The sequence below is a fragment of the Cobetia amphilecti genome (genome assembly GCF_020217465.1).
GTDB lineage: Bacteria > Pseudomonadota > Gammaproteobacteria > Pseudomonadales > Halomonadaceae > Cobetia > Cobetia amphilecti.
The window spans coordinates 512,722-525,573 of the sequence record NZ_CP084115.1; the positions used below are offsets into that span (position 1 = coordinate 512,722).

Annotated in this window: 9 protein-coding genes; 7 read left to right on the forward strand and 2 right to left on the reverse strand. The window is 60.6% G+C overall.

All coding sequences use genetic code 11. From position 1 onward, the window contains the following. The first annotated feature begins 1,383 nt into the window (after positions 1-1,383). Genes cyoA through cyoE form a run of 5 tightly spaced genes read left to right on the forward strand, consistent with a single transcriptional unit; the run spans position 1,384 to position 6,188 of the window. Positions 1,384-2,352 (forward strand): ubiquinol oxidase subunit II, encoded by a 969-nt coding sequence (cyoA, locus tag LCW13_RS02285; protein WP_084589337.1) that lies wholly within the window; start codon positions 1,384-1,386, stop codon positions 2,350-2,352. A gap of 3 nt (positions 2,353-2,355) precedes the next feature. Then, on the forward strand, positions 2,356-4,365 hold the full coding sequence (cyoB, locus tag LCW13_RS02290) for a cytochrome o ubiquinol oxidase subunit I (RefSeq protein WP_052384476.1): 2,010 nt from the start codon (positions 2,356-2,358) through the stop codon (positions 4,363-4,365). 17 nt (positions 4,366-4,382) lie between these two features. Beyond that, complete coding sequence (cyoC, locus tag LCW13_RS02295) at positions 4,383-4,994, forward strand: cytochrome o ubiquinol oxidase subunit III (protein ID WP_378080002.1); 612 nt, start codon at positions 4,383-4,385, stop codon at positions 4,992-4,994. Continuing rightward, the gene (cyoD, locus tag LCW13_RS02300; protein WP_043333144.1) at positions 4,991-5,320 is read left to right on the forward strand and encodes a cytochrome o ubiquinol oxidase subunit IV; all 330 of its coding nucleotides are present in this window, start codon (positions 4,991-4,993) and stop codon (positions 5,318-5,320) included. The genes cyoC and cyoD overlap by 4 nt, the downstream gene beginning before the upstream one ends. Positions 5,321-5,333: 13 nt before the next feature. Next, a complete protein-coding gene (cyoE, locus tag LCW13_RS02305) occupies positions 5,334-6,188 on the forward strand; it encodes a heme o synthase (RefSeq protein WP_043333143.1) in 855 nt (284 codons plus the stop codon). A gap of 147 nt (positions 6,189-6,335) precedes the next feature. On the opposite strand, the gene LCW13_RS02310 is transcribed toward cyoE, so the two are convergent. Further along, on the reverse strand, positions 6,336-7,619 hold the full coding sequence (locus LCW13_RS02310; protein WP_043333142.1) for an aromatic ring-hydroxylating oxygenase subunit alpha: 1,284 nt from the start codon (positions 7,617-7,619) through the stop codon (positions 6,336-6,338). Between the two features lie 619 nt (positions 7,620-8,238). On the opposite strand from LCW13_RS02310, the gene LCW13_RS02315 reads away from it, so the two are divergent. Both LCW13_RS02315 and nhaC read left to right on the forward strand, forming a co-directional pair. Then, positions 8,239-9,348 carry a hybrid-cluster NAD(P)-dependent oxidoreductase gene (locus LCW13_RS02315; protein WP_043333184.1) on the forward strand — a complete coding sequence of 370 codons (1,110 nt, stop codon included), beginning with the start codon at positions 8,239-8,241 and terminating at the stop codon, positions 9,346-9,348. Between the two features lie 215 nt (positions 9,349-9,563). After that, positions 9,564-11,096, forward strand: coding sequence for a Na+/H+ antiporter NhaC (gene nhaC, locus LCW13_RS02320; RefSeq protein WP_052384475.1), 1,533 nt, complete (start codon positions 9,564-9,566; stop codon positions 11,094-11,096). A 559-nt stretch (positions 11,097-11,655) separates the two neighbouring features. Here the strand turns inward: nhaC and LCW13_RS02325 are convergent. After that, positions 11,656-12,546, reverse strand: a complete 891-nt coding sequence (locus LCW13_RS02325) for an AEC family transporter (protein ID WP_043333141.1) — start codon at positions 12,544-12,546, stop codon at positions 11,656-11,658. Positions 12,547-12,852: the final 306 nt, after the last annotated feature.

Sequence of the window (12,852 nt, forward strand, 5' to 3'; positions counted from 1 at the left end):
CTCTCGACCCGCTCAGGCAGCATGTCGCACGGCCCTGACATTGGAGAGAGTGTGAGCCCGCCAGGCCCAGAGCCCGATAAGCCAAGAGACCCGGCAAGCCAAGAGACCCGGCAAGCCAAGAGACCGCTAGACCGAGAGCTCGAGAATCTGGCCGTCGCGGCGAGTGGCGGCCGCGAATCATCGCTGATGGGGAACGCGAATCGCGCCTGACCTCAGGCCGATGGTGCTGGTGAAGAGAGACCTGTGTGGCCGCTGGGCGTGGAAAAGGCCCCGGGAAATTCTCCCAGATCATTGTCCCTATTTTTGGTGTGGTCAATTGTCGCAGGTCTTGACCTTTTTCGAGGATGTTGTTCCTGACGCCGCGGTCGAGTTCATTCCTTGTCTGACTCAAGTCACACAATGGGGGCGGGAAACCGGATTTTTGTGCAAAATTGGTAACCAGAGAGTTTCTGAGGTGTGTTTATTTGTGTATTTTTTATGATGGAAGGCTGGGCGTCATCTGGCAGAAAGGTGGTGAGTCCGCGTAAATGAATGACGGAAAATGACACTCATCAGGCCATTTGGTTCGGCATTGATCATGAGAATGGCATGCCAAGGTTGCGAAAAAGTGTCCCCTGTTGATCGGGAATGCCAGCATCATGTGAGACGCATCATGGTGCATTTACCTGTCAGGTAATGATCGATAATGATGCATGTTTTCTCGTCAATGAACGCCGGCCTCATACAAGTATCATGTCGGGAAAATGCCTCTCTCGCCCGGGTTGGGGGAGTACTTCAGCAACTTTTGAAAGGCTTATCGGTACAATTTTTGGCATTTAATTTCAATTGGTGGCTGTTTATTGGGGTTTTGTTGCGCAGTATCGTGTGGCGGTAGTGGTTGCTTCGACGCCACCTGGTGCGCCGATGGCGAGGACATCTGTGGGGATGCACTGAATTGTGACGCGACAAGGTCGTGATTCTCACGGGCATCATCAAGCAGGGCAGGGGGGCTGGCATCGCGGAGAAGGCCGGTGAATGACGAGCTGTCTGGCCCTGCAAGGCATGCACTGTCGCGACATCATTGCCGTGAGTGTCGGCTTCCCCCTCCGATCCCGCTGCTTTAACCTCCCTCGAGCGTGAGAGAACTCATGCCGCTCAAGGCATGATTGGCGCGCACCGGATGGCCGAAGTCATCCGCATGTGGCCCCTGGTGCGTCATCCTGCCCCGTAGTCAGCCCCCCTGTCTTTTCTCTATCCTGTGCCCGCCTGCGGGAAATCTTCTGATTTCGTTCGAAAGATCGACGGCTTCCTGTTGGTCATTTCTTCGAACGCTGTGTTCCACATGTGGGCTCGTCATGACGCCATGGCGTGTTCCAACGAGGTCGTGAGATGAGAAAAAGCCTAATGCGGGGGGCTCTGCGGGGACTCCCTATCCTCGCGGGATTATTGATGCTGTCCGGCTGTGACGCCGTACTCTTCGATCCCAAGGGGCCTATCGGTGAATCCGAAAAGTCGCTGATCCTGACTGCTACCTACCTGATGCTCGTGGTTGTTATCCCGGTCATCTTCATGACGCTGTGGTTCGCCTGGCGCTATCGCGATACCAAGCAGAGCAAGGCGACCTACACGCCCAACTGGGCGCATTCCACCAAGATCGAGATCGTGGTCTGGGGCATTCCGTGCCTGATCATCCTCGCTCTGGGCATCCTGACCTGGAAGAGCACGCACGAGCTGGACCCGCGTGCCGAGATCGTCGACGGCGGTGAGCCGATCGAGGTGCAGGTCGTGTCCATGGACTGGAAGTGGTTGTTCATCTATCCGGAGCAGGGCATCGCGACGGTCAATGAACTGGCCATGCCGGTGGATCGTCAGGTTCGCTTCCACATCACATCCGACACGGTGATGAACTCGTTCTTCGTCCCGCAGCTCGGTAGCCAGATCTATGCAATGGCGGGGATGGAAAACCGTCTGCACCTGATCGGCAGTGAAGTGGGTACCTACGACGGTATCTCTGCCAGCTATAGCGGCGCCGGCTTCGCCGACATGCACTTCAAGGCGCATGTCATGAGCGAAGGCGACTTCGACGCCTGGATCGAGAAGGCACGCGGCAGCAGCAAGGTGCTGGATGACGCTGGTCTTGCCGCTCTCAAGGAGCCGAGCGAGGACGTCGCCCCGACCTTCTATGGTCAGGTCAAGCCGAACCTGTATGAGCAGATCATGGCGCCCTACATGGACGGCATGGAGCTGGGCATGAGCGATGATCAGATGCGCCACATGAAGAAGGGTGGAATGCATCACGACAGCGCCGAAGACGGCATGTCCGATCATGACGCTTCTGGTCACGCTGAATCTGCGATGGCAACCGAGGAATAAGCAATGCTTGGAAAACTCACATTAGAGGCGATTCCGTATCACGAGCCGATCATCATGATCGTGCTTGCGGCGGTAATCCTCGGTGGTGCAGCCCTTGTCGGCTTCATCACGGTAAAGAAAAAGTGGGCCTACCTGTGGAATGAGTGGTTCACCTCTGTCGATCACAAGAAGATCGGCATGATGTACATCATCGTCGCGTTGGTGATGCTGATCCGTGGTTTCTCCGATGCGATCATGATGCGTTCCCAGCAGATGCTGGCGTCCAGTGGTGGTCAGGGCTATCTGCCCCCGGATCACTACGACCAGATCTTCACTGCCCACGGCGTGATCATGATCTTCTTCGTGGCGATGCCGCTGGTCATCGGTCTGATCAACGTTGTCGTGCCGCTGCAGATCGGCGCACGTGACGTGGCCTTCCCGTTCCTGAACTCGCTCAGCTTCTGGCTGTTCGTGGTCGGCGCGCTGCTGGTCAACATCTCTCTGGGTCTGGGTGAGTTCGCCAAGACTGGCTGGCTGGCCTATCCGCCGTTGTCGGGGGCCAATTACAGCCCCGGGGTCGGGGTGGATTACTGGATCTGGTCATTGCAGATCTCCGGTGTCGGTACCCTGCTGACAGGTGTCAACTTCATCGCCACCATCCTCAAGATGCGTGCGCCGGGCATGTCCCTGATGAAGATGCCGGTCTTCACCTGGACCGCACTGTGCGCCAACGTCCTGATCGTCGCGGCCTTCCCGATTCTGACCGCTACCATCGCGATGCTGACGCTCGATCGCTACCTCGACTTCCACTTCTTCACCAATGACCTTGGTGGAAACATGATGATGTACGTCAACCTCATCTGGGCCTGGGGCCATCCTGAGGTGTACATCCTGGTGCTGCCGGTCTTCGGTGTGTTCTCCGAAGTCATCGCCACCTTCTCCAAGAAGAAGCTGTTCGGTTACACCTCGCTGGTGTGGGCGACTCTCGTCATCACCGTCCTGTCGTTCATCGTCTGGCTGCACCACTACTTCACCATGGGTGCCGGCGCTGACGTGAACGCCTTCTTCGGTATCGCGACGATGATCATCTCGATCCCGACAGGTGTGAAGATCTTCAACTGGCTGTTCACCATGTACCGCGGTCGCGTCGAAATGACCTCTCCGGTACTGTGGACCCTGGGCTTCATCGTCACCTTCACCATCGGTGGCATGACCGGCGTTCTGCTGGCCGTTCCGGGCGCCAACTACGTACTGCACAACTCGCTGTTCCTGATCGCCCACTTCCACAACGTCATCATCGGCGGCGTGGTCTTCGGTGCGATGGCCGGTATCACCTACTGGTTCCCGAAAGCGACCGGCTTCATGCTGTGCGAGAAGTGGGGCAAGCGTTCCTTCTGGTTCTGGATCACTGGCTTCTACCTCGCCTTCATGCCGCTGTACATCCTCGGCTTCATGGGCATGACCCGTCGTCTGCAGCACGTCGACAACCCGCTGTGGGTGCCGTACCTGGTCGTCGCCTTCATCGGTGCTGTCCTGATCCTGATCGGTATCGCGTGCACCGTGATCCAGATCGCGGTCAGCATCAAGAACCGCAAGCAGCTGCAGGACACCACTGGCGATATCTGGGGCGGTCGTACCCTGGAGTGGAGCACCACTTCACCGGCACCGTTCTACAACTTCGCTCACGAGCCGCAGGTTTCCGAGCTCGACGAGTTCTGGGAAATGAAGGAACGTGGCATCGAGCAGGAGGCCAAGAAGCCTTATGCGCCGATCCACATGCCGCGCAACGCCGCTGCTGGCGTCATCATCTCCGCCTTCAGCCTGGTGTTCGGTTTCGCACTGATCTGGCACATCTGGTGGATGGCCGTGGTCGGGCTGGTCGGCATGATCGCTACCTTCATCGTGCGCTCCTTCAACTACGACATCGACTACTACGTGTCCGTCGAGGAAGTGGAGCGTGTCGAGCGTGAGGGTCGCGAGCGTCGCGCCCTGCCCAGCGCCCGCACACCTAACGACACAGTGGTTCAGGGGTAATCATGGCGAATAATGCAATGACATCTCACGATGGGGCGCATGACGCCCATGACGATCACGAGCATCACGATACCAACGGCCTGAAGGTCTTCGGTTTCTGGCTCTATCTGCTGAGCGACTGCATCCTGTTCGCGATGCTGTTCGCGGTCTACGTGGTACTGAGCCAGGCGTATGCCGGTGGCCCGACGGGCGCCGAGATCTTCGAGCTGAACTTCGTGCTGGTCGAGACCGCGCTGCTGCTGGCCTCGAGCTTCACCTACGGCCTGGCGATGCTGGGCATGAACCGCGGAGACAGCTCCGCGGTGATCAAGTGGCTGATGATCACCTTCGCCTGTGGCGCAGGCTTCATCGCGATGGAAATCTATGAGTTCTACCACCTGATCGTGAACGGCCAGGGTCCGGACAAGTCCGCGTTCCTGTCTGCCTTCTTCACCCTGGTCGGCACCCACGGTCTGCACGTGACCGTCGGTCTGATCTGGATGGCGCTGCTGATCTTCCAGGTCAAGAAGAAAGGTCTGACGGAAGTGCATCGCGGTCGTCTGATGATGCTCAGCCTGTTCTGGCACTTCCTGGACGTCATCTGGATCTGCGTCTTCACCGTCGTCTATCTCACAGGAGTGATGCTATGAGCCATTCCAACAACGACCACAACGACAATCACGGCAGCGTCAAGCAGTACGTGACCGGTCTGATTCTCTCCATCATCCTGACCATCATCCCGTTCGGGATGGTGATGATGATGGATGATCCGGGTGTCGGCGTGATCTGGGCCATCTACGGTTTCGCCATCGCTCAGGTCTTCGTGCAGCTGTACTTCTTCCTGCACCTGGACGGCTCCAAGGAGCAGAGCTGGAATGTCATGGCCATGCTGTTCACCGTGGTGATCGTGGCAATCGTCGTTGGTGGTTCCATATGGATCATGATCGAGCTGAATCAGAACATGATGCCCATCTGATAGCGTGAGCCTGATGATCAAGGACTACCTGCGTACCACCAAGCCGGGCATTATCTTCGGCAACCTGATCACCGTCAGCGGCGGCTTCTTTCTCGCTTCCGGTGGTGAGGTGGATTGGGCGCTGTTCATCGCCACCCTGGTCGGGGTGGCGTTGATCGTGGCCTCAGGCTGTGTGTTCAACAACTGCATCGATCGCGATATCGACCGCCACATGGCACGTACCCAGGGCCGTGCTCTGGTGCAGGGCGACATCTCGCTGAAGGGGGCCTTCGTCTTCGGCAGCGTGCTGGGCCTTGCAGGCTTCTGGCTTCTGGCCGCGATGACCAATCTCATGGCGATGATCGCCGTGGGGCTGGGCTTCGTGATCTATGTCGGGGCCTACAGCATGTGGCTCAAGCGTGGCTCGGTGTATGGCACCCTCATCGGCTCACTGTCCGGCGCTGCGCCGCCAGTGGTCGGCTACCTGGCCGTCACCGGTCAGGCGGACATGGGGGCGCTGCTGCTGTTGATCATCTTCAGCATGTGGCAGATGCCGCATTCCTATGCGATTGCCATGTTTCGTGTCGATGACTATCGGGCCGCCAATATTCCGGTACTCCCGGTAGCGCGAGGCATGGAGCATGCCAAGCGTGTAGTGACGGGGTACATTGCCGGCTTCATCCCGGTGTCGCTGTTGCTGACACTGTGGGGATATACCGGCATCTGGTATCTGGTAGTCGCGACCGTCACGGGTGGCTGGTGGCTGTATCTGGCCGCCTGGCGCCTCAAGGATCAGCCTGATGCCTCCTGGGCACGCAAGCTGTTCGGCTTCTCCATCATCATCGTCATGGCGCTCAGCCTGATGATGAGCCTGGACACGCAGCTGTAATCCAGCCGTAGTACCTCTCGGGTGACCCGCCATCGGCGTGTTGCCCGAGTGAAAGCCAAAAAAACCCGCCACCGGCTTGCCGGTGGCGGGTTTTTTCTTGCCTGTCTTTCAGAGTCTCAGGTTTCGAGGACTCAAGGACTCAAGCCCTCAGGCCAGCTGCAGATGCGGCTCCTGCTGTCCCTTGAGCGCTTCCTGCATGCGCTCGGCATACCAGTCGACGAAGTCGACGACACCGAACTCGAAGGTCGCCGAGTAGGGGCCGGGCTGATAGGCGCTGGAGTTGACGCCGCGCTGGTTCTCTTCCACCAGCTGACGGTCCTGATCATTGGTGGCGTCCCACACCTTGCGCAGCTTCGCCAGGTCGTAGTCGACACCTTCCACCGCGTCCTTGTGCACCAGCCATTTGGTGGTCACGCGGGTCTTGAGGGGGCCGATCGGGTCGACCTGGAAGACCACGGCATGATCGCCCATGAAGTGGTTCCAGGAGTTGGGCAGGTTGAGGATGCGCAGCGAGCCCATGTCGGGGCTTTGCAGGCGACCCAGCAGCTTCTTGCACGCCGGGGTGCCGTCCGTGGTCATCGAGACGGTGCCTTCCAGCAGCGGCGTGCGCGTCATGCGATTGCGGCGACCGAAGCGCACCAGTTGATAGGGCACCTTCTCGGCATCCCAGTCGGCCTGCTTCTTGGCGACCAGCGCCTTGTAGGCCTCGGTGGCACGCGGGTCATCGGTGTCATCGAATTCCTGCAGGGTGTTGAGCAGCTCCGGGTGGGAGCCATCGCAGTGATAGCACTCGCGATTGTTCTCGATCACCAGCTTCCAGTTGCCTTCCTCGATGATGGAGGAGCTGGCCGCGACCTTGACGTTCTCCATGTCGTAGGGCTTGAGGTAGAACTCCAGCGTCTTGAAGAACGGCTCGCAGTTCTCGGGCTGCTCGGCGAGGTTGATGAACAGCATGCCGCCGGCTGAGCGCACGTGGACGGGGTGCAGGCCGTATTCACTGGTATCGAAGGTGGTACCCATGTCGGAACCGGCGAACAGCAGGCGGCCATCCAGCTCATAGGTCCACTTGTGATAGCCGCACACCAGCTTGGCGACCTTGCCACGCTCGGTGCTGCACAGGCGGGACCCGCGATGGCGACAGACGTTATGGAAGGCATGGATGGCCCCGTTGTCACCGCGCACGATGATGATCGGACTGTTGCCTACATCCATGGTCATGAAGTTGCCCTTGAGCGGGATCTCGCTGCTGAGACCGGCAAACAGCCACTCGCGCTCGAAGATCTCCTTCATGTCGAGATCGAACAGGCGCTGATCATTGTAGAAGGGCTGGGGCAGGGTGTAGCCGGGACTGCGGGCCTCTAGAAGCCGCGCGGCGGCCTCGCGTACCGCCTGACGCTGCTGATCCTGAGCGTGTTCCAGTAAGTCGCTCATCGCGGTGTCCTCGCACGGTCGGTAGGCGCCGGGAGCAGGGTCGCCTTGGGTTGAGTGAGTGTGCTGATCATTGTTGTTGTGAAGCCGGGACAGAGGGAACGAGTGAACAGACCATTGCCGGGCAGCACCGCGGGGCTACATCGGGGCCCCATGAGGGAGTGCCAATGCATCGCGCGGTGCGTCATCCCGTCCTGGTCGGTTCGGGTGTCGAGGGCGGCGCAGGCAGAGTGCCGCTCGCTCGACAGGATAGTCAGCGTGGAAGTTCAGGCAGTCCGCATGACATCTGAGTGGCATTGCCACGCATGGATCGCAGTGTGGCTGAGGTCAAGTCACGACTTATGTCTGATGGCGACGCTCAATGATGTATTTCCGACGCCGGTCGTCTGCGCAGGGGCTTTGAGGCACAGGCAGGCGTAGCGATGAGGCGGCGGCAGGGCGCTGCGGGGGCGGGATTGGAGTGATCGGGCATGTTTCTGTCGTGCACGGATAAATGCTTGCCGGGCGCTGACTCGACAATCCTGAGCATGTCCCACCGTTGGCCGCGCACGCAGCGCAGGGTGGCCTGACACTGTCTCTTCAAGAACATGTCTCCAAGAACAACATGCCCAGCGAGGCCTTCATGAGCACCACTCTCAGCAACTTCAATCCAGTTACGACGCAGACCTGGACCAACGGTCGACATAGCGTGCGCTGCGTGAAGGTCATTCAGGAAACCTGGGACGTTCGCACCTTCTGTTTCATGGCCGAACAGCCGGTGATGTTCTTCTTCAAGCCGGGGCAGTTCGTGACCCTGGAGCTCGAGATCGATGCCCAGCAGATCATGCGCTCCTACACCATCTCCAGCTCACCGTCGGTGCCCTACAGCTTCTCGATCACCGTCAAGCGCGTGCCGGGCGGGCTGGTCTCCAACTGGCTGCACGACAACCTCAATGAAGGCGATGTGCTGGCGGTGCACGGCCCGGTCGGCAACTTCAACTGCATCGACTACCCGGCGGAACGCATTCTGATGCTGTCCGGTGGCGTGGGCATCACGCCCTTGATGTCGATGGCGCGCTGGTACTTCGATACCAATGCCAATGTGGACATCTCCTTCGTGCACAGTGCGCGCAGCCCGCGCGACATCATCTTCTGGCGTCAGCTCGAGTTCATGGATTCCCGCGTGCCGGAGTTCAACATGCACGTCATCTGTGAACGCTTCGAGACCGGCCAGACCTGGTCCGGCTATCGCGGCTATCTCACCGATGCGATGCTCGAGATGATCGCGCCGGACTTCATGGAGCGCGAGATCTTCTGCTGTGGCCCCACGCCCTACATGAATGCGGTCAAGCATCTGCTGCGCAGCCACGGCTTCGACATGAGCCGCTATCACGAGGAATCCTTCGGTGCCACGCCGGTCGATGTCGAGGAAGAGGCCATCGAGCAGGCCGAACAGGCCGAGGTGCTGGCCGATGAGCTGGACCGCTCCGATCTCACGCGGGTCGAGTTCTCCGCCACCGGCAAGTCGGTGCAGATCGCCCCGGGCGAGACCGTCCACGCCGCCGCCGCCAAGCTCGGCCTGCATATTCCCAAGGCCTGCGGCATGGGCATCTGCGGCACCTGCCGGGTGCAGAAGGTCTCGGGCGAGGTCGAGATGGAACACAACGGCGGCATCACCGATGAAGACGTCGCCGAAGGCTTCATCCTGTCCTGCTGCAGTGTGCCCAATGGCGATGTGGTGATCGATTACTGAGGATCTGAGGTTCTAGTGGAGAGCGTCTTTTCACCACAAGATGAAGTTGGTGACAGTCCCCGGCGAGGTGAATGAATCTCGCGCAAGTGATAGGCGGAAAGTCGTAGACGATGTCGCATACAGGGAGGCCGGTGACGCTGTCAGTCATCTGTCGGGACATGGGTCGGTTAGCGTGGGGGTACAACAAGTAAAACTGGCTAATGGAGCAATGTCTCATGACTCGTGATGTCGATGCACCGCAACGCCCCTCCCTGCCCATGGCCAGCTTGCCTATCCTGGCAACGCTGGCCGTGTTGGCCCTGCAACTGTTTGTCTTCGGTGAATTCACTCCGCACGTACCGCTGATCTGTGGCGTCGCGATGACGGCGCTGGTCGGCTGGAAGCTGGGCCACGGCTGGTCGGCGATGGAAGAGGGCATGATGCGCATCGTGCGTGTCGGCCTGCCTTCCATCGCGATCCTGATTCTGGTCGGCATGACGGTCGGGGTTTGGATCGCCTCCGGCAGCGTGCCGATGATCATCTACTACGGACTCAAGCTGGTCTCGCCGGAATACTTCCTGGCGGCGGCCATGCTGCTGTGCGCGGTGGTCTCGGTAGCGCTGGGTACCAGCTGGGGCACCGTGGGCACGGTGGGGCTTGCGCTGATGGGCATCGGGGCCGGCTTCGGCATTCCGCCGTGGTGGACCGCCGGTGCGGTGGTGTCCGGCGCCTTCTTCGGTGACAAGGTCTCGCCGCTGTCGGATACCACCAATCTGGCGCCGGCGGTGACGGGTGTGAATCTGTTCGCGCACATCCGCAACATGATGCCGACCACCATTCCCGCCATGCTGATCGCACTGGTGATCTACCTGATCGCCGGCAACCTGCTCGCCGCCGGTCAGGTGCTGGATCTCGAGCGCATCACCGCCATCACCGAAGGGCTTTCCGGACACTTCACCTTCAATCTGTGGGTGCTGATGCCGCCGCTGCTGGTGATGACACTGGCCGTTGCGCGCATGCCGGCACTCCCGGCGCTGTTCGTCGGGGTGCTGGCCGGGGCGGTCGTGGCATTCGGCGTACAGGGCGAGGCGGTCAAGGCACTGTTCGGCTATATGCAGGGCGGCTACGCCTTGAGCACCGGCGTGAGCGAGATCGACAGCCTGCTCAATCGCGGCGGCATCATGTCGATGGCCTGGGTCATCCTGCTGGTGATGATCGCACTGGCCTTCGGGGGCTTGCTGGAAATCATCGGCTGTCTGGAGGCGCTGTGTGCCGCGGTGCTGGTCAAGGTGCGCGGTATCTTCGGTCTGCAGGTCGCGGCCAGTTCCACGGCGGCGCTGACCAATGTCATCGCGGGCGACCCCTACCTCTCCATCGCTCTGCCGGGGCGCATGTACGCGCCGATCTATCGCGGTGAGGGATACTCGACGCTCAATCTGTCGCGCTCACTGGAAGAGGGTGGCACGCTGATCTCACCGCTGATTCCCTGGAATGCCGGTGGTGCGGTGGTGGTCAGTTCACTGGGGCTGATGGCCGGTGGCGCGGGCATGGAGGGGCTGCTGTACATTCCGCTGGCCTTCGCCTGCTGGCTGTCACCGTTGCTGGGGCTGCTCTACACCCTGCTTGGACGCTTCATCATTCGGGCCGATGATGATGAGCGCGCCGAATGGCAAGCCAGGGGACATGCCGTGACAACGCTGGCCCAGCTGCGTCAGCAGCAGGCCGAGGGCCTGGCGGGACTGCCAGCCGCCACGCCCGAGGTGCGCTGACAGTCTGCTCGGCATGAGTGCTCTAAGACTTCATGCTCAGGTTCATGAGCAAGTCGACTCGCGCAGGAAGACGGCACAAACCATCTGGAGGTGCAGACGACTTCGGGGCTACCCTTCAGATGTTGCCACGTGAATGAGCGCATGCAGTGCAGGGGGCTCTGCGGGAAGTCCCGCCAGGCCATGCCAGGGTTTGCCCTGGTGCCATAAGCACAAGGCCCCGTTGGGCTGCATGCCACCTTCAGCTGCGGGTCGAGAGCGGAGAGCGTTCACGTCAGGTCCACGACTGCCACTCCAGTCACGGGTTTGGTCAAAAGGGCAATGATGACACAGGGGAACAGTGCGCCACCTCCAGGCCGGGAGCGGGTGCCAGCAGGACTACAAGGCTGATCGTCGCAACAGGAAGCGCCGTGCTGCTCAATATCGGGATGGTGCAATACCGTCTTCTTCACGGCACGGCAGTTTCCGCAGGAAGGTGTCACACGACCACGCAAGCTCAGGCTCGCGTGGTTTTTTTGTGCCTGTCATTCACTGCGGAAATGCTCGGGCAGCCGCAGTCTGCTCAGCCCAGTGTCGCCCCCATCGCCGCCAGCAGCATGGGCAGATAGAGGAAGGCGGCGAGCGTCGAGCAGAATACCAGCGTAGCGACGTACTCCGGCTCACGCCCGGCCTTCTGGGCGAACATGTAGTTGTAGACCGCCACCGGCATGGCCATCTGCATGGTCAACACATGCAGCGCCAGCGGGGGCAGGTCCAGCAGGGTGCCGATCCCCCAGGCACACAGGGCGGCAAAGGGAATGCGCAGGACACTGAAGCCCACGCCCGCCGCCAGATTCCTGACGCGAATGCTGGCCAGCGACACGCCCAGGGTGATCAGCATCAGCGGCACGGTGAAGCCGGAGATCAACTCCAGGCTGTTGGCGACGAAGCGCGGCATGTGCACATCGCAGAGCAGCATGAGGGTGGCGACGATGCTGGCCCAGATGGTCGGCGAGCGCACCACGCTGCGCAGCGGGTTGCCGCTGGTGCTGGCAAGCCAGGCGCCGAGGGTGAACTGCAGCAGCGACATGGTGACCATGATGGTGATGGCGTAGGCGAAGCCGGCCTGACCGAAGGCGTAGAGCGAGACCGGCAGGCCCATGTTGCCGACGTTGGAGAACAGCAACGGCGCCACCGCGACCTTCCAGGGCTTGCCGATCAGGCGCGCGAAGGGCCAGCTCAGCGCCAGCAGCAGAGCCATCACGGACAGCGTCGCCAGGCCCGTACGCAGGAAGCTCGAGTTGTCGATCTCGGCGCTACCCAGCGCATTGAGGATCAGCGCCGGCGTGCCGATGTAGAGCACCAGCCGGGTGACGAAGGCCATCGGGTAGTCGTTGCCCAGCCTGACCCAGAAGAAGCCGATGGCGGCGCCACACAGTACCGGTGCCATCACCGCCAGCAATTCCATCAGCATATTCTCAACTCCCTTCCTCAGGCGCGCGCTTGCATGGATCAGTCGTCATCCGGCGCCTGATCGCACGATATCGGTGTCTAGCATACCTGCCCGCAGGGGCTTCGGTGTAGCGCCAGTGGCGGGCAGCCACTATTCGCAGCAGCTCTGCGCGGGCCGTCGAGATGTCGCTTTTGCCTGCCGATGTCGCATTCGCGCTGCGGGGTGACGCTGACAAGCAGTTTGCCGCAGGGGGGCAGGGCTAGTATCGGGTCAAGACAGCCACCCATGGCCTTGGCGCCGGCTGACTCGACAGGATTTGAGCGAACA